The 20,706-nt window shown below is 61.7% G+C and carries 20 protein-coding genes and 1 tRNA gene; 13 read left to right on the plus strand and 8 right to left on the minus strand.

Annotated features, from left to right (window positions below):
* Positions 1 to 137 precede the first annotated feature (137 nt).
* From NKI97_RS06335 to NKI97_RS06350, 4 genes are read left to right on the plus strand one after another with little or no spacing between them, the layout of a single operon-like run.
* On the plus strand, positions 138 to 1,730 hold the full coding sequence (locus NKI97_RS06335) for an ABC transporter ATP-binding protein (RefSeq protein WP_502904454.1): 1,593 nt from the start codon (positions 138 to 140) through the stop codon (positions 1,728 to 1,730).
* Entirely contained in the window at positions 1,727 to 2,839 is a 1,113-nt protein-coding gene (locus tag NKI97_RS06340; protein ID WP_352833142.1) for an ABC transporter permease, read from the plus strand. The genes NKI97_RS06335 and NKI97_RS06340 overlap by 4 nt, the downstream gene beginning before the upstream one ends.
* On the plus strand, positions 2,839 to 3,813 hold the full coding sequence (locus tag NKI97_RS06345; protein ID WP_352448916.1) for an ABC transporter permease: 975 nt from the start codon (positions 2,839 to 2,841) through the stop codon (positions 3,811 to 3,813). The genes NKI97_RS06340 and NKI97_RS06345 overlap by 1 nt, the downstream gene beginning before the upstream one ends.
* Positions 3,814 to 3,860: 47 nt before the next feature.
* Entirely contained in the window at positions 3,861 to 4,928 is a 1,068-nt protein-coding gene (locus NKI97_RS06350) for a BMP family ABC transporter substrate-binding protein (protein WP_352466189.1), read from the plus strand.
* A 63-nt stretch (positions 4,929 to 4,991) separates the two neighbouring features.
* Here the strand turns inward: NKI97_RS06350 and rimO are convergent, their stop codons facing one another.
* From rimO to NKI97_RS06370, 4 genes are all read right to left on the minus strand, one after another.
* Positions 4,992 to 6,305 carry a 30S ribosomal protein S12 methylthiotransferase RimO gene (gene rimO, locus NKI97_RS06355; protein WP_352747209.1) on the minus strand — a complete coding sequence of 438 codons (1,314 nt, stop codon included), beginning with the start codon at positions 6,303 to 6,305 and terminating at the stop codon, positions 4,992 to 4,994.
* A gap of 151 nt (positions 6,306 to 6,456) precedes the next feature.
* A complete protein-coding gene (locus NKI97_RS06360) occupies positions 6,457 to 7,116 on the minus strand; it encodes a TerC family protein (RefSeq protein ID WP_023675054.1) in 660 nt (219 codons plus the stop codon).
* A 190-nt stretch (positions 7,117 to 7,306) separates the two neighbouring features.
* Positions 7,307 to 7,714 (minus strand): DUF930 domain-containing protein, encoded by a 408-nt coding sequence (locus NKI97_RS06365; RefSeq protein ID WP_352577861.1) that lies wholly within the window; start codon positions 7,712 to 7,714, stop codon positions 7,307 to 7,309.
* A 277-nt stretch (positions 7,715 to 7,991) separates the two neighbouring features.
* A tRNA-Ser gene (locus NKI97_RS06370) sits at positions 7,992 to 8,081 on the minus strand.
* A 306-nt stretch (positions 8,082 to 8,387) separates the two neighbouring features.
* Between NKI97_RS06370 and NKI97_RS06375 the strand changes: the two genes are divergently transcribed.
* The 9 genes from NKI97_RS06375 (at position 8,388) to NKI97_RS06415 (ending at position 17,931) form a co-directional block, all read left to right on the plus strand.
* Entirely contained in the window at positions 8,388 to 9,272 is an 885-nt protein-coding gene (locus tag NKI97_RS06375; RefSeq protein ID WP_352747214.1) for a GNAT family N-acetyltransferase, read from the plus strand.
* A gap of 269 nt (positions 9,273 to 9,541) precedes the next feature.
* Positions 9,542 to 10,765, plus strand: coding sequence for a septal ring lytic transglycosylase RlpA family protein (locus NKI97_RS06380; RefSeq protein ID WP_352833145.1), 1,224 nt, complete (start codon positions 9,542 to 9,544; stop codon positions 10,763 to 10,765).
* A gap of 130 nt (positions 10,766 to 10,895) precedes the next feature.
* The gene (locus NKI97_RS06385) at positions 10,896 to 12,026 is read left to right on the plus strand and encodes a D-alanyl-D-alanine carboxypeptidase family protein (protein ID WP_352448967.1); all 1,131 of its coding nucleotides are present in this window, start codon (positions 10,896 to 10,898) and stop codon (positions 12,024 to 12,026) included.
* A 64-nt stretch (positions 12,027 to 12,090) separates the two neighbouring features.
* On the plus strand, positions 12,091 to 12,765 hold the full coding sequence (tmk, locus tag NKI97_RS06390) for a dTMP kinase (protein ID WP_352833148.1): 675 nt from the start codon (positions 12,091 to 12,093) through the stop codon (positions 12,763 to 12,765).
* The gene (locus tag NKI97_RS06395) at positions 12,762 to 13,817 is read left to right on the plus strand and encodes a DNA polymerase III subunit delta' (protein WP_352750099.1); all 1,056 of its coding nucleotides are present in this window, start codon (positions 12,762 to 12,764) and stop codon (positions 13,815 to 13,817) included. The genes tmk and NKI97_RS06395 overlap by 4 nt, the downstream gene beginning before the upstream one ends.
* Positions 13,818 to 13,970: 153 nt before the next feature.
* Positions 13,971 to 15,521: a methionine--tRNA ligase gene (gene metG / locus NKI97_RS06400; RefSeq protein ID WP_352448923.1), complete on the plus strand. Its 1,551-nt coding sequence runs from the start codon at positions 13,971 to 13,973 to the stop codon at positions 15,519 to 15,521.
* Positions 15,521 to 16,315: a TatD family hydrolase gene (locus tag NKI97_RS06405; protein WP_352448924.1), complete on the plus strand. Its 795-nt coding sequence runs from the start codon at positions 15,521 to 15,523 to the stop codon at positions 16,313 to 16,315. Before metG ends, NKI97_RS06405 begins: the two co-directional genes overlap by 1 nt.
* A 3-nt stretch (positions 16,316 to 16,318) precedes the next feature.
* Positions 16,319 to 17,137: an MBL fold metallo-hydrolase gene (locus tag NKI97_RS06410; RefSeq protein ID WP_352833152.1), complete on the plus strand. Its 819-nt coding sequence runs from the start codon at positions 16,319 to 16,321 to the stop codon at positions 17,135 to 17,137.
* 203 nt (positions 17,138 to 17,340) lie between these two features.
* A complete protein-coding gene (locus NKI97_RS06415; protein WP_352681267.1) occupies positions 17,341 to 17,931 on the plus strand; it encodes a hypothetical protein in 591 nt (196 codons plus the stop codon).
* A gap of 101 nt (positions 17,932 to 18,032) precedes the next feature.
* On the opposite strand, the gene NKI97_RS06420 is transcribed toward NKI97_RS06415, so the two are convergent.
* From NKI97_RS06420 to NKI97_RS06435, 4 genes are read right to left on the minus strand one after another with little or no spacing between them, the layout of a single operon-like run.
* Positions 18,033 to 18,587: a DUF2076 domain-containing protein gene (locus tag NKI97_RS06420; protein ID WP_352747224.1), complete on the minus strand. Its 555-nt coding sequence runs from the start codon at positions 18,585 to 18,587 to the stop codon at positions 18,033 to 18,035.
* Between the two features lie 32 nt (positions 18,588 to 18,619).
* Complete coding sequence (locus NKI97_RS06425; RefSeq protein ID WP_352750102.1) at positions 18,620 to 19,327, minus strand: Bax inhibitor-1/YccA family protein; 708 nt, start codon at positions 19,325 to 19,327, stop codon at positions 18,620 to 18,622.
* A 24-nt stretch (positions 19,328 to 19,351) separates the two neighbouring features.
* Positions 19,352 to 20,125, minus strand: a complete 774-nt coding sequence (locus NKI97_RS06430; protein ID WP_352448928.1) for an anti-sigma factor family protein — start codon at positions 20,123 to 20,125, stop codon at positions 19,352 to 19,354.
* Entirely contained in the window at positions 20,122 to 20,655 is a 534-nt protein-coding gene (locus NKI97_RS06435; protein WP_502901495.1) for a sigma-70 family RNA polymerase sigma factor, read from the minus strand. Before NKI97_RS06435 ends, NKI97_RS06430 begins: the two co-directional genes overlap by 4 nt.
* Positions 20,656 to 20,706: the final 51 nt, after the last annotated feature.

Raw genomic sequence — 20,706 nt, forward strand, 5'->3', positions numbered from 1 at the left:
GGCCGCCGACGCCGCCGTTCTTGCGAACTGCTCTTTACCGCTTGAGTTTCCGCTGAAATTCTTGAAGCTCTTTCAAGTCGTGAGGCGCTTACCGTAGAGAGCAGCCCGCGCATACGATGCTTGCGGGAACACAGAACATGTCTGGCAAACCAGATGGAGGCACCGTGAGTGCAGATCAGGACGGCGCAAACTTGCTTGAGGTTCGCGGCCTCACAAAGATATTCGGCACGTTGACGGCGTGCGACCATGTCGATCTCAACATTGCCAAGGGTGAGATCCACGCGTTGCTTGGCGAGAACGGCGCCGGCAAGTCGACCCTGGTGAAAATGCTGTTTGGATCGCTGGAACCGAATTCCGGCGAGATTTTCTGGAATGGCCAGGCGGTCAGGATCACCAGCCCCGGTACCGCAAAAAAGCTCGGCATCGGCATGGTTTTCCAGCATTTTTCGCTGTTCGAAGCGCTGACGGCGGCGGAGAACATCGCGCTGTCGCTGGATGATGGCTCGCCGATCAGCACGATCGCGGCCAAGGCGAGGGCGCTCTCATACAGTTACGGCCTGCCTCTCGATCCGCTGTCGCTGGTCGGTGATCTGTCGGTCGGCGAGCGTCAGCGTATCGAAATCATCCGCTGCCTGCTGCAGACGCCGCAACTTATCATCCTCGACGAACCAACTTCGGTGCTGACGCCGCAGGAGGCCGATAAGTTGTTCGAGACGCTCGAACGGCTGCGTTCGGAAGGAAAGTCCATCCTCTACATTTCGCACCGGCTGGAAGAGGTCAAACGGATCTGCGACCGCGCCACCGTGCTGCGTCACGGCAAGGTGGTCGGCCATTGCAATCCGCGCCAGGAAACCGCATCTTCGTTGGCGCGGATGATGGTCGGCAACGAGGTGCTGGCCGTGGTGCGGGCGCCGGCCGAGGGTATCGAGACCGCGCCGGTGCTGCTTCAAATCCGCGAACTCACCCGCAAGCCGGCGACCCCGTTCTCGATCCCGCTCAGGAACATCAATCTGGACGTCCGCGCCGGCGAGGTGATCGGCATTGCCGGTGTGGCCGGCAACGGCCAGGGCGAATTCTTCGAATCCGTTTCCGGCGAGGTGCTGCAGCAGGATGCCGGCTCGGTCCGCATCCGCGGCAAGGATGCCGGCGGCCTCACCATCACCGGCAGGCGCCTGATGGGCGCTGCCTTCGTCCCGGAAGAGCGGCTCGGCCATGGCGCAGCACCGCGCATGAAGCTTTCGGAGAACCTGCTTCTGTCGCGCCACGCCACCGATGGCAAGATGTTTGTCGGCGCTGGTGGAATGGTCAAGGGCGATGCGATCCATACCGCTTCCCAGCGCATCATAAAGGCAATGGACGTGCGCAAGAGCGCGCCGGATCCGGAGGCTGCGGCTCTTTCGGGCGGCAATCTGCAGAAATTCATCGTTGGCCGCGAACTCGACCGCCGGCCGAGCGTCTTGGTGGTCAATCAGCCGACCTGGGGGGTCGACGCGGGGGCGGCGGCCCACATCCGCCAGGCGCTGATCGAACTGGCGCGCAGCGGCTCGGCGGTGCTGGTGATCAGCCAGGACCTCGACGAGCTGTTCGAGATTTCCGATGCGATCACGGTCATGCACAATGGCGAACTGTCGAAGCCGCTGCCGATAGCTGAAGCGACATTCGAGAAAATCGGGCTGCTGATGGGCGGCGCCGAACCCGGTCATGCCGAACATACGCTGGAGACGGCTTGATGCGCCTCGAACTTGTAAAACGCCCGCAGCGCTCGATGCTGTTTTCGGCACTCTCGCCTTTCATCGCTTTCGTTTTGACGATCATTGCCGGTGCCATCATGTTCGCGCTGCTCGGCGTCAACCCGTTGACTGCGTTCCGCATCTACTTCATCGAACCGATCAGCCAGGTGTGGCAGTTGCATGAGCTGGCGATCAAGGCCGCCCCCCTGATCCTGATCGCGGTCGGACTGTCGGTCTGCTACAAGGCCAACATCTGGAACATCGGCGCCGAAGGCCAGTTCATCCTGGGCGGCATTGTCGGCTCGATCATCCCCGTGCTGTTTCCGCAGTTCGAAGGCCCATTGGTGCTGCCGCTGATGCTTCTGCTCGGCATGGTCGGTGGGGCCGCCTATGCTGCAATCCCGGCACTGCTGAAGACGCGCTTCAACACCAACGAGATCCTGACCAGCCTGATGCTGGTCTATGTCGCCCAGCTCTTCCTCGATTGGCTCGTACGCGGGCCGTGGCGCGATCCGCAGGGCCACGGTTTCCCGCAGACCGTCCAGTTCAACGACTCGGCCATACTGCCGGAACTCCTCCCGGAATCCGGCCGGGCAAACTGGGGATTTGTCTTCGCGCTGATCGCGGCGATACTGATCTGGATCCTGATGAGCCGTATGCTGAAAGGCTTCGAGGTCCGCGTGCTCGGTTCAAGCCCAAGGGCAGGGCGCTTCGCCGGGTTTGGCCTTAACCGCATGGTCTTCTTTGCCTTCCTGCTGTCGGGCGCACTGGCCGGACTTGCAGGGATTTCGGAGGTCTCGGGAGCCATCGGACAATTGCAGCCGGTGATCTCGCCCGGCTACGGATTTACCGCTATCATCGTGGCATTTCTCGGCCGGCTCAATCCGCTCGGCATCGTCGCCGCAGGCCTTGTGCTGGCGCTGACCTATCTGGGCGGCGAGGCAGTGCAAAGCGCGCTCGGCATCTCCGACAAGGTGGCGCGCGTGTTCCAGGGCATGCTTTTGTTCTTCGTGCTCGGCTGCGACACGCTCATCCATTACCGCATTCGCCTGACCGGCTTTTCCGCGCCGAAGCTCGAGGCAGCGCCGAAGCTGGAGGAAGCCCGCTGATGGACATCACCGTCAACATCCTCTTGACCATCGCGACGGCGGCGACGCCGCTGCTGATCGCGGCGATCGGCGAACTGGTGGTCGAACGTTCGGGTGTACTCAATCTCGGCGTCGAAGGAATGATGATCATGGGTGCCGTCGGCGGTTTCGGCGCCGGCTATCTCACCGGCTCGCCTTGGATAGGGCTGTTGGCGGCAATCACCATGGGGGCAGTGTTCTCGCTGCTGTTCGCCGTCATGACGCTGTCGCTGGCCACCAATCAGGTGGCCACCGGCCTGTCGCTGACACTGCTCGGCCTCGGCCTTTCCGGCATGATGGGAACGAATTTTGTCGGCCAGCCCGGCGAAAGGCTGCCAAACCTCGATATTCCCGGCCTGACCGCAATCCCGGTCGTTGGCAGGCTGCTGTTCGGCCAGGATCCAATCTTCTACATCTCGATCGCGCTGACCGCCGCCGTCATGTGGTTCCTGTTCAAGACCCGCACCGGGCTCACGCTGCGCTCGATCGGCGACAGCCATGCATCCGCCCATGCGCTTGGCATCCACGTCATCCGCTACCGCTATCTCTCAGTGATTTTCGGCGGCGCTTGTGCCGGCCTCGCCGGCGGTCACCTATCGCTGGTCTACACACCGCAATGGGTGGAGAACATGACCGCCGGCCGCGGCTGGATCGCGCTGGCTCTGGTCGTCTTCGCCTCCTGGCGGCCATGGCGGGTGCTGGCCGGCGCCTATATTTTCGGCGCGATCTGGGTTGGCCAGCTTCACGTCCAAGCCATTAATCTGCAGGACTTCGTCGACGCGCCCTGGTTGCTCTACAAGTTAATTGCGTTCTTAAAATCGTTTCCCTCGCAACTGCTTTCTTCGCTGCCCTATCTGGCAACCGTCGTGGTTCTCGTTCTAATCTCGCGCAACAAGCGTTTGACGATGATGAACACGCCGGCCTCCTTGGGCCAGCCATTCGTTCCGGATCGTTGACAACAAAAAGACGGAAGCTCCAAGGCTTAACTCAGAGAGGTAACACAATGAAAAAACTGCTTATTGCCCTGATGGCGACGACGGCCGCATTGTCGCTGGCGGCATCAGCCCAGGCGGCGGACAAGCTGAAGGCGTGCTGGGTCTACACCGGCCCGATCGGCGATTTCGGCTACTCCTACCAGCACGACCAAGGCCGCCTCGAGGTGGAAAAGGCACTCGGCGACAAGGTCGAGACCGCCTATCTCGAAAACGTCTCCGAAGGCCCCGATGCCGACCGCGCCTTCGAGCGCCTGGCGCGCGAGGGATGCAAGATCATTTTCGGCACGTCCTTCGGCTTCATGGACCCGGAAGTAAAGATCGCCAAGAAATTCCCCAAGGTGATGTTCGAGCACGCCACCGGCTACAAGACGGCCGAAAATCTCGGCATCTACAATGCGCGTTTCTACGAAGGCCGCTACGTGCTTGGCCAGATCGCCGCCAAGCAATCGAAGTCGGGCGTCGCCGGCTACATCGTTTCCTTCCCGATCCCGGAAGTGGTGATGGGCATAAATTCCTTTATGCTCGGCGCACAGTCGATCAACCCGAACTTCAAGGCGAAGATCGTGTGGGTGAACTCCTGGTTCGATCCGGGCAAGGAGGCCGATGCTGCCAAGGCATTGTTCGACCAGGGCGCCGATATCATCGTCCAGCACACCGACTCGACCGCTGCCTTGCAGGTGGCGGAGGAGCGCAAGCTGCACGGCTTCGGGCAGTCCTCCGACATGATCAAGTTCGCGCCGCACGCGCAGCTGACCGCGCTGACCGACGAGTGGGGTCCCTACTACATCAGCCGCGTCCAGGCGGCGCTCGACGGCACCTGGAAGCCCGACAATGTCTGGCTCGGCATTAAGGACGGCGCCGTCAAGCTGGCGCCGTTCACCAACATGCCCGACGACGTCAAGGCGATGGCCGAAGCCACCACCAAGAAGATCGCCGACGGCTGGAACCCCTTCACCGGGCCGATCGCCAAGCAGGACGGCACACCTTGGCTGAAGGAGGGCGAGGTCGCCGACGACGCGACGTTGCTCGGCATGAATTTCTACGTGAAGGGCGTCGACGACAAGCTGCCGCAGTAGGTGGTCGGAAACATATCGAACGAAAGGGCGCCACGCGGCGCCCTTTTCATTTTGGACGGAATATCAGACTGCTGAGCCGTAAAGGTCGTAAGCGTCGGCGCGCTCGATCTTGACCGTGACGATGTCGCCGGCGCGCAGTGGCCGCCGCGACTGGATATGGACCGAACCGTCGATTTCGGGCGCGTCGTATTTGGTCCGGCCCTTGGCCGAATTGCCATGCGCCTCGTCGATCAGGACCGGCAGGCGCTTGCCAATTTTCTTGGTGAGCTGCGTTGCCGAAATCTTCTGCTGGCGCTGCATGAAGCGGTGCCAGCGGGCTTCCTTGATCTCCTGCGGCACTTGCTCGAGGCCGAGCTCGTTGGAGCGGGCGCCTCTGACCGGCTCGTATTTGAAACAGCCGGCGCGGTCGATCTTGGCCTCGTTCAGCCAGTCGAGCAGCATCTCGAAATCGTCATCCGTCTCGCCGGGGAAGCCGACGATGAAGGTGGAGCGGATGGCAAGGTCCGGGCAGACGTCGCGCCAGCCGCGAATGCGCTCGAGCGTCTTTTCGCCATGAGCGGGCCGGCGCATGTTCTTCAGCACCTGCGGCGAGGCGTGCTGGAATGGGATATCGAGATAGGGAAGAATCTTGCCTTCGGCCATCAATGGGATGACGTCCGCGACATGCGGGTAGGGATAGACATAGTGCATGCGCACCCAGACACCGAGCTTGCCCAGTTCTTCCGATAGATCGAGGAATTTCGCCCGCACTTCGCGATCGCCGAACATGCTGGTCCGGTATTTGATATCGATGCCGTAGGCGCTGGTATCCTGCGAGATGACGAGGATCTCCTTGACCCCGGCCTTGGCCAGCTTCTCGGCTTCGCGCAACACGTCGGCGGCCGGCCGCGATACGAGGTCGCCACGCAGCGCCGGGATGATGCAGAAGGTGCAGCGGTTGTTGCAGCCTTCCGAAATCTTGAGATACGCATAGTGGCGCGGCGTGAGCTTGACCCCTTGCGGCGGCAAAAGGTCGATGTGGGGATCATGGCTCGGGGGGGCAGCCTCATGCACCGCCGCCATCACGCTTTCATAAGCTTGTGGTCCGGTGATGGCGAGGACGTTCGGATGTCTTTCACGGATGACGTCCGGCTCGGCGCCGAGGCAGCCGGTGACGATAACTTTGCCATTCTCCGAAAGTGCGGAGCCGATGGCGTTGAGCGATTCGTCGCGAGCCGAATCGAGGAAGCCACAGGTGTTGACGACGACCAGGTCGGCGCCGTCGTGCTTGCGGGCGATCTCGTAGCCTTCGGCGCGCAGGCGGGTGATAATGCGCTCCGAATCCACAAGGGCTTTCGGGCATCCAAGGCTGACGAAACTGACGCGAGGGGCGGACATCAAAGCTTTCCGGATTTTCAGGATTGGCGGCGCAGTACCACACTTGTCGCGGCATTGGTATGGGCAGCGGCTGCGGCGAAACGCAACCGCCAGCGTCGCCGAAGGCTCGCCGAAGCTGAAAGGCCGGCCGATGAGAATTCGAGTCGGCGTGTCAGCTCACCGCACTGCTGACATGCGGCAAGACTTCCACCGCGCCCCGGTAGATCATATCGAGTGCGACATAAAAGATGATCAAAAGGCCGATATAGGCGATCCAGCGATGGCGGTGCAGCAGCTTGGCGATGAAGCTCGCGGCAAGGCCCATCAGCGCGATCGACAGGACGAGGCCTATCACCAGCACCTGGAAGTGATCGCGCGCCGCGCCGGCGACCGCCAGTACGTTGTCGAGCGACATCGACACGTCGGCGATGACGATCTGCAATGCCGCCTGACCCAAGGTCTTCTTGCGCGCCTTGCCGGCCACCATATCATCGCTGTTGATATCGGAATTGGACAGCGCTTCGGTCGCCTCCACCTCGTCAGCATACGACGTGCGCAGCTCGCGATACATCTTCCAGCACACCCACAGCAGCAAGATGCCGCCGGCCAGCAGCAGGCCGACAATCTGTAACAGGGTGACGGTGATCGCAGCAAAACCGATACGCAGCACCGTCGCCGCCACCACGCCGATGAGAATCGCTCTCTTGCGCTGCTCGACCGGCAAGCCCGCCGCGGCCAAACCGATGACGATGGCGTTATCGCCTGCAAGCACGAGGTCGATGGCGATGACCTGGAGCAGGGCCGAGAAGCCCGCGGCAGTGAAAATTTCCATCGACTGGAAGTCCCTTGCTGGTTGGCCGACCGTTCGCGTCGAATGCCTGGAGGGCCTAACGTGTATGGTTCCTGCGCGTCAAGGGACTGGTTGGAACAAGGTCGGCAAACCGCCCGTTATTGCGGCAATATACAGAGTTTGCGACGATCGGCCCGAACACCGGCAAAATGCGGCCACAGGTCGCGAATGCCTAGTTATAGAGATTGTATTTGGGCCAGTCGCTTTCCGGAATTTCATCACCGATCCGATAGCGGAGCTGCAGGACTTCCATATGGTCCGGCGCTGTTTCGCATTTGAATTTCAGCCGGTACCACTGTCCCTTGCTGCGAAACGCAGCACCCGGGCTCTTGATCGCATCGGCGCCCATTTCGGGCGTCGCAAAAGCGTAGGCGACGACACGATCGGCTTTGTATTTGTGGTCGTCGCGGGTAATCCGGTCGAGAATTTCGGCGTCGCATCGCTGCTCCAGCCGGGTTTGCGGATCGAGTTTCAGCAGGCCGGCGCGCAATGCGCTGTCCATCGCGCTGGCCGGCCAAGCCACTATCGTCCATCCGAGGACCGCAGAAAATAGTTTATTCATAGGCGGGAGAAGCATCATATTCGGGCGGAGAAATCAACCCGACGAGCGCGGCTGCGCGGCGGGTGATAGACTTCGCTTTGTGGCAGGTTGTTGATTACGCAATAGTATCACCGGTACTTTGGTATCGTTGCCACGATCAGCACCTGTCGCATTTCAGCGACGCGAGAGGTGGTGCGCTGCATGGGGCAGAGCGGCGGTTCTCCCCGAAGCGGACCGGCCTGTTAAACCCAGGCAGTCGAGAATCCGACGAGCGGAAAACTCGACGTCCATGCCTGCAGGATTGAAGAAACGGATCTGGCGGAGGGAGTGGGATTCGAACCCACGGTGGGCTTGCACCCACGCCGGTTTTCAAGACCGGTGCCTTAAACCGCTCGGCCATCCCTCCAAGGTGATTTTTCAATCACTTAGGATATCGCGAGAGGAGCGGGTTCGAGCTGTCGGTACCGGATTGGCACCAGGACGTTCCCCGACCGGTTCGCGCTCCATTCCTGTAAAGCCGCATTCAACGCCAAGTCAACCGTGGCGGCCGCACCTTTCGGCGCGATCCAGGGCGTGAGCAGCGTCATGGCAAGCTGTGTTTGTGCTGAGTGTGGAAAATCGTTTTTAAAACCCGCACGGACTATTAATCGTTGAGCGCTGATATGTGGAGCGCATTAGGCACATGTAAGTAAATCGTATTCTGGAGTTGATTTTGGCCGTACTTGGCGCTCTCCCGCCCGGTCTTCGCTGTAGACCAATCCGCGAAACCGACTGGGAGGGAGTGGTTGATTGCCTGTGCAGGGGCTTTCCGGCGCGTAACCGGAGTTACTGGATACACGCTCTGACCCGTTTGTCGCAGCGGCCTGCGGTTGCCGAGTTCCCACGATATGGCTTTGTTTTGGAGCATGCCGGTCGGATCGTCGGCGTTGTGCTCACCCTTTATGCTCGCTACCAGGGGCCAGAGGGCGACGAAATCCGCTGCAATCTTTCAAGCTGGTCAGTCGATGCAGATTTCCGTCCCTATGGCGCCATGTTGGTTGCGGCGGTTCTCAAGCGGAAGGACGTGACCTACACGAACATTTCGCCGGCACAAGCGACATTGAAAGCCAACCGGGCGCTAGGCTTTCGGCTCTTCTCCAGCGGACAATTTACCTTCTTGCCGGCTTTAAGTTCGACGCAGCGGTCATGTCGCGTGGTCGAAGTGCGTCCCGATCTTCCGGAATTGGCGATGCTGCCCGAGAGTGAGAGATACATACTCTCGGAACACGCCGCGCTGGGCTGCCTGTCGTTGATCTGCATCTGCGACGGAGCAGCGTTCCCCCTGGTATTGATGCCGCGCCGAATGTTGCACGGTGTTATCCAGTGCCATCAGGTCATCTATTGCCGCTCGCTTGCGGATTTGAGCCGCTGCGCCGGCGCGATGGGGCGCTTTCTCTTGCGAAGCGGAATCCTGGTTTGCTTTGTCGACGCCAAGGAGCCGATTCCAGGCTTGGTGGGATGGTACCGCCCCAACAAGGGGCTGAAATACTACAAAGGTCCCAGACCACCCGCACCTGGAGATCTGACGTTCACCGAACTTGTGATATTCGGTCCCTGAATCTGCGCTCGCAGACACGCCAAGCCAAGGGACGCGCCACGAACCACATTGCTGATCGATCAGCGATGATTTTCATGCCGATCAGCGAGGCGGTCCGTGCCACAATCTCGCCCGGTTCCGACCACAATCGGTTAATACGGTGATAAACAATTCCTGCGCACAAAAAGGATTGGGGTAGGGCGTCGCCGGCGTTTCTGGAGTGGGTGCTTTGGCATCGCTGACGTTCATGCTGCGGTGCCTTCGTCGATGCTATAGGGGACAATCAAAATATGCAGACCACGGCGCGCCCGCGTCTTCGTCGCGCTTCCGCTTTCGCGCTGTTTGCCTTGTCGGCAGCCTTTCTTGCAGCATGTGCCGGGCCGCAGCAAAAGGCGATGGTCAACAAGAAACCTCGCTCCAAGGAATATTTTTCCGAAGCAGAATACGGCGTGAAAGCCAGCCCGCGCGTCATGTTCAAGACGTCTCGCGGACGCGACCAGCTCGGCAAGCCCTATCAGGTGCGCGGCAAGTGGTATTATCCGAAGGAAGACAAACGTTACGCCAAGGTTGGCCTCGCATCCTGGTACGGTGAGGCCTTCCACGGCCGGTTGACCGCCAACGGCGAAGTCTACGACATGGCAGATCTGACGGCGGCGCATCCGACCATGCCGCTGCCGAGCTATGCGCGGGTCACCAACATGAAGACCGGCAGCTCGGTGATCGTGCGCGTCAACGACCGCGGACCCTATCATGATGGACGCATCATCGATGTGTCGAAGCGCGCTGCTGAAATGCTCGATTATGCCAACATCGGTACGGCCGAGGTGAAGGTCGAATATGTCGGCCGTGCGCCGCTCGAAGGCAATGACGGGCAGTATCTTATGGCTTCGTATCGTCCAGGCAACAGGGCGCCGGATCCGTCGGACGGCCTGCCCAGCGATGTCATGGTCGCGATGAATGGGCCGTCGCCAAGCCTGCCGGTGAGCGCTGCTGCCGTGCCGTTCCCCGGTCAGCTGACGAATTCCGGGCAGGGATCCGATGCAGGGCCTGTCACGGCAGTGCAAGCATCTGCTTTGGGAGACATTGTACTGCCCGATTTCGGCCCGATCGTGCCGGAGCGCCCGGAGATCAACCTGCCGGCGCAATCGCCGTTCACCGTGGCGTCGCTGTCTTACGCGGACGAGCGCGTGCAACGCGCCTCCAACGCATTTGCCGAGCTGGATGGCGCCGGCATGTCGCCCGCCGAAATTCTTCAATCGTGGAAGCGGCAAGCTCCTCCAACCGGGTCGCCCACGGACTATGTCGCGGCGGGTTCGTTCGAGAATGCCGCCGAAGCGGAGCGTGTGGCGGCCCAGCTTTCCAGCTTCGGCAAGATCGAGATCCAGCGCTCGGAACTTGAAGGCAAGGACTGGTACTCGGTCAACCTCTTTGCCGACGGTCGTGGCAGCCTGGACGAGATGCTGCAGGCAGCGTGGTCGCATGGTGCGCCGGATGCGCTTGCTGTACGCAACTGAGCTCGGGCTGCCTGGTTTTTTCGTGCGCGATTGATACGCCAGGCAAAAGCCTGATAGCTTCTGCCAACTTGCAAAAGCGCCGGCTCACTGGTCGAACCTGATGAAATCTTTTCACCCTTTCACCGGGCTTATGGCGCTCGGCCTGCTGCTGCTCTCGCTTGCGCAGGCCTCAGCTCAGCTTTTCGAGACCAAGGCCGCGCAGGCCTTCATGATCGATGCCGAAACCGGAACCGTGCTGTTTTCCAAGGACGCCGACAGGTTGATCCCGCCGGCCTCGCTGGCCAAGCTGATGACGATGGAAGTGGTTTTCGACGCCATCAAATCAGGGCGCATGACGCTCGATGACACCTTCGTGGTGAGCGAGAACGCCTGGCGCAAAGGCGGCGCTCCTTCGGGGACATCGACCATGTTCGCCAAGCTCAAGTCGACGATCCGGCTGGAAGACCTGATCCAGGGCGTGACCGTGCAGGCGGCCAATGACGGCTGTATCGTCATCGCTGAAGGGATGGCCGGGTCCGAAGCAAACTTCGCGGCGCAGATGACCGAGCGTGCCCGCCAGATCGGCTTGCAGAAATCGACTTTCGTCAATTCCACCGGTCTGCCGGCCGATGGGCAGCAAACGAGCGTTCGCGAACTCGCGCTTCTGGCGCTGCATATCTGGCGCAACTACCCGGATCTCTACCGCTATTACGGCCAGAAGGATTTTACCTGGAACAAGATTTCCCAGAGGAACCGCAATCCGCTACTGGCCATGGACATAGGCGCCGACGGGCTCGCGGTCGGTGCCAGCGAGCAATCCGGGTTCGGCATTGTCGGCTCGGTCAGCCACAACGGCACAAGGGTAATCGCGGCGATGAGCGGCCTGGCAAACGACCGTGAGCGTGCTGAGGAAGCGCGAAAGCTGCTCGACTGGGGCGTTCGCTCCTTCGAGAAGACTGAAGTATTCGCCAAGGACGAAGTGGTTGGCGAAGCCCAGGTCTTTGGCGGCGCCAAGTCCGGTGTCGCGTTAAAGGCAAAAGGACCGGTGCAGATCTTCCTGCCGATCACCAACCGCGACAAGCTCACCGCCAGGATCGTCTATGACGGACCGGTGGCAGCGCCGGTGGAGGAGGGGCAGCCGGTGGGTACGCTGCGCGTCTGGATCGGCGATACGCTGAGCCAGGAGACGCCGCTGTTTGCCGCCGAGTCGATCGGTGTCGGTTCGCTGCCGCAGCGCGCGCTCGATGCCGCCAAGGAACTTGCCGTCGGCTGGCTGCGTTAGCACCGTCGCGGTGGACCTTTTTTCCCGCCGGGACTATACGGTCCCCGAAGTATGGACAAAGGCTTTGGCGCGCGGATTTTTCATCACTTTTGAAGGCGGCGAAGGAGCAGGCAAGTCGACGCAGATCGAGCGGCTGGCAAAGAAGATGCGCGCCAAGAAATACGATGTGCTGGTGACGCGTGAGCCGGGTGGCTCGCCGGGCGCGGAGGCGGTCAGGCATGTCCTGCTTTCAGGCGCAGCCGAGCCGTTCGGCCCCAAGATGGAAGCGCTGCTTTTCGCCGCTGCGCGTTCCGACCATGTCGAACAGGTCATCCGGCCGGCAGTCGAGCGCGGTTCGGTCGTGCTTTGCGATCGTTTCATGGATTCCTCGCGCGTCTACCAGGGCGTCACCGGCGGCCTCGACCCGGCATTTATGGACGCATTGGAGAAGGTCGCCATCAACGGCATGGTGCCGGACATGACACTGATCTTCGACATCGACCCCGCCGAGGGCCTGAGGCGCGCTACCGCCCGGCGGGGCAGCAGTGACGGACCGGACCGCTTCGAGAAAGAAACATTGGCCATCCACCAACGCCGGCGCGAGGCGTTTCTCGCGATCGCCTCAGCTGAACCCGAACGCTGCGTTGTCGTCGATGCCTCAGCCGACCTAGATGCGGCGGAGGATGTCGTTACCGCCGCGGTCTTCGCGGCTCTCGAGAGGATGATGCCGGCGCAAAGAAGGCAGGCGGCGCCAGCATGATTTTCGAACGCATCGCGCCCGAACAGCACGACACGCTGGACGGGGTGCCCGAGCCATCCGAGACGCCGCGTCTTGTCGGTCACCTGCAGGCGGCCAACATGCTCGCCACCGCTTACCGCTCGGGAAAGCTGCCGCACGCACTGATCTTTGCCGGACCGGTTGGCATCGGCAAGGCGACGCTGGCCTTTCACCTGGCGCATCATCTGTTGAAGCACCCGGCCTTCGAGCAGGCGCCGGAAAGCCTTGCCGTTCCAGATCCGGCTTCGTCGCTGTTTCGACAGATCGCCACCGGCGCGCATCCTTCGGTGCTGCATCTTACACGCCCGGTGAACGACAAGACCAAGAGCTTCAAGACAGTGGTCACGGTCGACGAAATCCGCAAGGTCAGCCGTTTTCTGTCGCTGACCTCGCATGACGGCAGCTACCGGGTGGTTATCGTCGATCCCGCCGACGACATGAACACCAATGCTGCCAATGCCTTGCTGAAGAATCTTGAAGAGCCACCCGCGCGCACCTTGTTCATCCTCATCGTCCATGCGCCGGGCAGTCTGCTGCCGACGATCCGGTCGCGCTGCCAGATGGTGCGGTTGGCGCCGCTCGATGCCGAGAGCTTGATGACGGTTCTGGAAGGCATCGAGCCGCCGCCACCGGAGGATCCTGGGGCGCGCGCGGCGCTGGCGGAGCGGGCAGGGGGCAGCGCGCGCAATGCGATCCTGTTGACGCAGTATGGAGGGCTCGAAATCGCCGCCACCCTCGACGCCCTGGTGATGTCCAAGAAGATAGATGTCGCAGGCGCCTACCGTCTTGCCGAGGCGGTCGCCGGCCGCGACCAGGCAATCCCGTTCGAGATATTCAATCGCCGCGCGCTTGATCTGCTGTCGGCCGGCGCCAGCCAGGCCGCGCTCGCCGGCGATCTCGCGCGGGCCAAAACGCTGTCGGATACTTGGCACGAGGCTTTGAACGCTATATCTGAAACCGAGACCTACAATCTCGACAAAAAGCAGCACGCCCTGACCATGATCGACCGCCTGAATTCTGCAATGCGAATGTGACGGCCGCCGGCGTGGCTTTGAAGCCCCTGAGTATTGATCCCAATCAATCGCAGGAACTTCGAAGCCACCACATTGGCGTCGGATGGCAATTGCCGTTTCGATGCGATATCTCACCGCGACATCTTTCATTCAGACATTCATGACGGCTCATCCATGGCACGCGAAAAATACTACGTCACGACGGCTATTTCCTATCCGAACGGCAAACCGCATATCGGCCATGCCTACGAGTTGATTGCCACCGACGCGCTGGCCCGCTTCCAGCGGCTCGACGGTAAGGACGTGCTCTTTCTCACCGGCACCGACGAGCACGGCATCAAGATGCTGCAGACGGCGAAGAGAGAAGGTATTTCAGCGCGCGATCTGGCAGACCGCAACTCGGCCGATTTCGAGCGCATGGCCGTCGCGCTCAATGCCTCCAACGACGATTTCATCCGCACCACGGAAAAGCGGCACTACAAGGCCTCGCAGGCGATCTGGAAGGCGATGGCCGCCAATGGCGACGTCTATAAAGGCGGCTATGCCGGCTGGTACTCGGTGCGTGACGAAGCCTATTACGGCGAAGAAGAGACCGAGGTGCGTAGCGACAATGTCCGCTACGGGCCGCAGGGGACGCCGGTCGAATGGGTCGAGGAAGAGAGCTACTTCTTCCGGCTGTCGGCTTATCAGGACAGGCTCCTTGCACTTTACGAAAACCAGCCCGATTTCGTCGGTCCTGCCGAGAGGCGCAATGAGGTGATGAGCTTCGTCAGGTCCGGCCTGAAGGACCTATCGATCTCGCGCACCACGTTCGACTGGGGCATCCCGGTGCCGGGCGACGAGAAGCATGTGATGTATGTCTGGGTCGACGCCTTGACCAACTACATCACCGCCGCCGGCTATCCGGATCCGGCCAATGAGAGATGGTCGTTCTGGCCGGCAAACGCGCACGTCATCGGCAAGGACATCGTCCGCTTCCACGCGGTCTACTGGCCGGCTTTCCTGATGTCGGCTGGCATCGAATTGCCGAAGCGCGTGTTCGCGCATGGTTTTTTGTTCAACCGCGGCGAGAAAATGTCGAAGTCGGTCGGCAACGTCATCGACCCGTTCGCGATGATCGAGCACTACGGCCTCGACCAGGTGCGCTATTTCTTGCTGCGCGAAGTGCCGTTCGGCCAGGACGGCAGCTACAGCCATGATGCGATCGTCAACCGCACCAATGCCGACCTTGCCAATGGCCTCGGCAATCTGGCGCAGCGCTCGCTAAAGATGGTCGCCAAGAACTGCAGCGGCGCGGTGCCAAAGCGCGGCGAACTGACCGAAGCCGACAGCGCCATCCTCGACCAAGCGGTGGGGGCACTCGCCGTCGCGCGAAAGGCGATGGCGGATCAGGGCATCCATTTGGCGCTGGCGGCGATCTTCGGAGTGGTGGCCGAAGCTGACCGCTATTTCGCCTCTCAGCAACCCTGGGCGCTAAGCAAAAGCGATCCGGACCGTATGAAGACAGTTCTGTGGACGACGATCGAAGTCGTCCGGCGCGTGACGCTGCTCTGCCAGCCCTTTGTTCCGGGGTCGGCTGCAAAGCTGCTCGACCTGCTGGCGGTGCCGGCAAACAACCGTGACTTTGCGCATGTCCACGCCGACTATGCGCTGGTGCCCGGCACGGCATTGCCCGCGCCGGAGGCGGTCTTTCCGCGTTACGAAAAGCAGGACGCGAACGCCTGATGCTGGTCGACAGTCACTGCCACCTCGACTTTCCGGATTTCGCCGAAGAGCGGGCGGCCATTGTCGCCCGCGCCCTAGCGGCCGGCATCGGCCGAATGGTGACGATCTCGACGAGGGTTAGGCGATTTAACCAAGTGCTTGAGATTGCAGAGACTTTCGATGAGGTCTATTGCTCGGTCGGCACCCACCCGCATAATGCGGCCGAAGAGCTTGATGTCACTGTCGATGATCTGGTGCGGCTCTCTGCTCATCGCAAAGTGGTGGCGATCGGCGAGGCCGGACTCGACTATTTCTACGATCATGCGCCGCGCGACGCACAGGCGCAGGGCTTTCGCACCCACATCGCCGCGGCGCGCGTGACCGGTCTGCCGCTGGTCATCCATTCGCGCGACGCCGACGACGACATGGCTGATATCCTCGAAGAAGAAACGGGGAAGGGCGCCTTCCCCTTCATCCTGCACTGTTTTTCGTCGGGGCGCCGGCTGGCCGAGATCGGCGTGGCGCTTGGCGGCTACGTCTCGTTTTCCGGCATCCTCACCTTCAAAAACTCCGCCGAGCTGCGCGCCGTCGCCGCCGATGTGCCGCGCGACCGTCTGCTGGTCGAAACCGACGCGCCATACCTTGCGCCGATCCCGTTTCGCGGCAAGCGTAATGAGCCCGCCTATGTCGCGCATACAGCCAAGGTGCTGGCCGAGACGATCGGCTTCAGCGAGGCCGAGATCGCTAATATCACCACGGATAATTTCTTCCGGCTGTTCAGGAAAATGCCGCGCCCGAGCGCGCCGGGCGCCTGACGCATGAGCGACCGGTTACGTCTTACCGTCCTCGGCTGCGGCTCATCGCCGGGCACGCCACGCATCACCGGCGACTGGGGCAATTGCGATCCCGCGAACCCCCGGAACCGGCGCACGCGCACCGCAGCGCTCGTCGAGCGGATCGCGGCGAGTGGCGCCCGGACCACGGTCGTCATCGACACCGGCCCGGATTTCCGCGAGCAGATGCTGCTGGCATCGGTCAAGCGCATCGATGCGGTGGTCTATACACATCCGCATGCCGACCATATCCACGGCATCGACGATTTGCGCGGCTTCGTGCTCGAGCAGCGCCACCGGATCGACATCCATGCGGATCAGGCTACCATGCTGCGCCTACGCGAGGCGTTCCGCTACTGTTTCGAAACACCGAAAGGCAGTTCGTATCCGCCGATCGTCAACGCCCATATCATCGACCACCACAGGCCGGTGGTGATCGCAGGCGAGGGCGGCGCCCTCACCCTCGAACCGCTGCTGCAGCTCCATGGCGACATCACCTCGCTGGGTTTCCGCATCGGCGGGCTGGCCTATTGCCCTGACGTCAGCGACTTTCCGGAGGCGACCGCCAAGCGTTTGCGCGGGCTGGACATGCTGATCATCGACGCGCTGCAATACACCGTCCATCCGAGCCATCTGTCGCTTGGCCAGGCGCTTGGCTGGATCGAAAGACTGGCGCCGAAGAACGCGGTGCTGACGCATATGCATGTGCCACTCGACTACGCTGCGGTAATGGCCGAGACGCCGGCCAACGTCGAGCCTGCTTATGACGGCATGACGATCGAAATCCCTTACGAATCAGCGTGAAAGACTAAGTTTTTACGTCCTGGGTTCCCGAGTTGGATCTCGCGAGGTGCTAGCTTCACGTCACATCCAATCGGCCATGCCAGTTCCATAATCTATCTTATGCGACTACACCTATAGGATCCGTCGGCGGCGAGATCAGGCCGGTCACTCTTAGACATTCGCAACAGCGCTGTGGGGCAACGGGCATGCTAGGGTTGCGAATCATGAACACGCTTCCGCTGCTTGCAAGTCTTGCCCTCACCCTCGCCTGCGCGCTCACTGGCGCGCGAGCGCAGGACCTTGATCGTGCGCCAGGCGAGAACGACCTGGCTTTCGCCAAACGTGTTGTTGGGTTCGCCGACAATGCTGATCCGCACACCACAGCCGTGAGCTGGAATGGCCTCCAGACACTCTTCGTCGATTACCAGACCGCTGAGGACTATCCGGAACGCCCGCTCGTCGCGCTGCAACGGCTAGCCGACAACAGATATCGCGCAATCCAGGTCACGATCGGTGAACAAGAGGGCGACACACCGGACATAGCGCTCGGCCTCGCCAACGCCGACCACGACCCGGCAAAGGAACTGATCGTGATACTTTCCTGGGCTCAGATGCACTACGATGTCGAAGGGACGCTCTACGAAGTTCGCATCTTCGATGGCCCCAAGCCAGGCCAGAAGGCGCTGACTCAATTGAAAGCGAGCCGGAAGTTCGATGCCACATGCGACTGCCATTGGCGCGACGGCGCAACGAAGCACTTCCGCTTCAAGACGATCGCGGCGGTCAAGGCTGAACTGAAGCGCCTGGGCTATTAGCCGCCGGCGAGGGCTCGCTTCCCGGATGTTGCCTCGCCATCTCGCCTATGCTGACCCGCAATCGTCACCAGCGCCAGCACAGGCACAGGCTGGGTCGCTCGTCAGAACTCCATATCACCGAAGTCACCGCCATTATCGGAGCTGGAATCGCCTGCCTGATCGGCTTCGTCCGGCTGCGGCGTCGGCTGTTCAGCTGCCTTCGCTTCGCTGCCGCCAAACCCGCCGGCGATCGCGTTGCCGAGCAGCACGCCGCCCGCCACGCCCATCGCGGTCTGCGCGGCGCCGGCAAGAAAACCGCCGCCTGCCCGCTGTGGCGAGTCCTGCGGCCCTTCAGTTGCAACGGAGGCGGTGCGCCCTACCCGCGGAACCGAGCCTGAGCGCCTGCCGCCGCTGCGGCCGAAGAAGCCGCTGAGCGGTCCACCGCCGGCCGGCTGCCGCGCCTGCTCCTCCAGTTCTTCTATGCGCGCCTGAGCTGCGTTCAGGGCCTGCTCCTGAACCACGATCGTCTGGGCCATGTAATATGGCGCCCCAGGCTGCTGGGTGATCTGGTCCTGGATGAAGCGCTCTGCTTCGGCATCGCGCGGCGGCGCCTGGCGCTCGGCGCTTGCCAACTTCTCGAAGAGCTGTCCGATCGCTTGCTGATCGTTTCTGTCCATGATGTCCAACTCCGGTCTTGGTTCAACGCCGGCTATTCGCGCTCGCCGGTGAAGTTCAACAGCAGTTGGAAGATGTTGATGAAGTTCAGATAGAGCGAGAATGCACCGAAGACAGCGAGTTTCTGCTGTGATTCCGCGCCGAAGTTTTCCGCATACTGCTCCTTGATCGTCTGGGTATCCCAGGCGGTGAGGCCGATGAAGACGGCGATGCCGATCACAGAGATCGCGAATTGGAGCGCGGTCGAGCCCAGGAAGATATTGACGATGCTGGCGATCACCACGCCGATCAGGCCCATGATCAGGAACGACGAAAACTGCGTCAGGTCGCGTTTGGTCGTGTACCCGTAAAGGCTGGTCACGCCGAACATGGTGGCGGCGATGAAGAAGGTGCGCGCGATGCTGGTGCCGGTAAAGACCAGGAACACGGAAGCCAGCGACAGGCCCATGACCGCGCAGAATGCCCAGAACATCGCCTGGGCGCCGCCTGCCGACATCGCCTGCATCCGAAACGAGAACAAGAGCACAAAGGCCAGCGGGGCCAGCATCACCACCCATTTCAGCGGTGTGGAGAAGATCGGCACGTAAAGAGCGGGCGTAGAAGCCACCACGAACGCGATCACGCCCGTAACGACGAGGCCAAGGCCCATATAGTTATAGACGCGCAGCATGTGCCGGCGCAGGCCTTCATCGTAGACGGCTCCGGCTCGGGCTCCGGCCCCGATATATCCGAGATTGTTCATGTGGTTCTCCTTCTTGCAGGTCGATCAGTAAAGCGTTTTGGCGAGGGCTTCGGCCGTGCGATCGAGACCGCCGACATCGCTGCGTCCGACGACCGCGTAGGCGACCTCGCCGATCTGGAAATAAGCCGAGGAAACTTCGCCCGAGGGAACGACGGTCGGCTTGACGACGTCGAATGTTCCGGGCCTGATCGCGAACAACGAGACCAGCCCCATCTCTTTCGTCTCGACAGCCATCTCGACGCTCGGTCCGAATTGCGATGGATAGATCTGCACGTCACGGACCGTCCAGTCCGCTGGCAGCGATGGCATCACGATCGCCGTCGCGGCGCGGATTTCGTCGGCATTGTAGCCGGGTGCTTCGGGTTGCGACGACATCGCCTCGCGCACGAGCGTCGTGCGGTGCGCCCGGACCGCATCCTCCACATAGGCCGGCGGATGGGTCGAAGCGACGACTTCCGTCACCGATATCGGTCCGATGAGCCCGTTCGCAAGCCAGCCGGCAGCGACGAAGACAGCGACTGCCGCAGCTCGCTGCAAAGCACCAAGGACGCGGCCGCGCGCCAATCCCCGCTCCAGCCGCCGTGCAGCATCGGCCGTCGCGGGCCGCGCCATGCCTTTCGATCCGGCAAGCGCCACGCGCAATTCGTCACGCATCCGTAAGTCGGACATCACCCGCGCGGCCGCGTCCGGGCGGGCCGAAAGGAACGCCTCGACCTCGATGCGACGAGCCACGTCCAGCTGATCGTCGACATAGGCGTCGAGATCGGCGTCGGTCACGGGATCGCGCAGTTGGTTCATGATCCACCTCCGACGATCTTCAGATGGCCTTTCGCGCGTGCCGGCACCGCGCCCTCCATCTCGCGCAGGGCCGCACGCGCCCTGCCGATGCGCGACATCAGCGTGCCAAGCGGCACGCCACTCACCTCAGCGGCCTGGCTGTAGCTAAGCCCCTCGATGGCGACGAGATGCAACGCCGAACGCTGCTCCTCCGGCAATTCGAAAAACGCTTCGCGCACCTGCGCCAGACGGACCGAATGTTCCTGCGGAGCCGGGACATTCGCCTCGGCGAGATAGCCCGCCTGTTCGATGCGCATTGCTTCGGATTTGCGGGACCGCAGACCGTCGATGAATGCATTATGGACGATCGACAGCAGCCATACGCGAAGATTTCCGCCGGAGCGGAAGCTGCCGCGTCGCTCATAGGCACGCACCAGCGCATCATGCACCAGATCCTCTGCATCGGCGCTGTCGCGCGTCAGCGAGCGTGCATAGCGGCGCAGCGAACCGAGCTGTCCCAGAATATCGAAGCGTGGCATCGGCCGTTTCATGTCCTGTTTACGGAGCAGGTCGGGATGTTAATCCCGCTCTCCCCGAAATTT

This window comes from Mesorhizobium sp. M0296 (assembly GCF_040321675.1).
GTDB lineage: Bacteria > Pseudomonadota > Alphaproteobacteria > Rhizobiales > Rhizobiaceae > Mesorhizobium.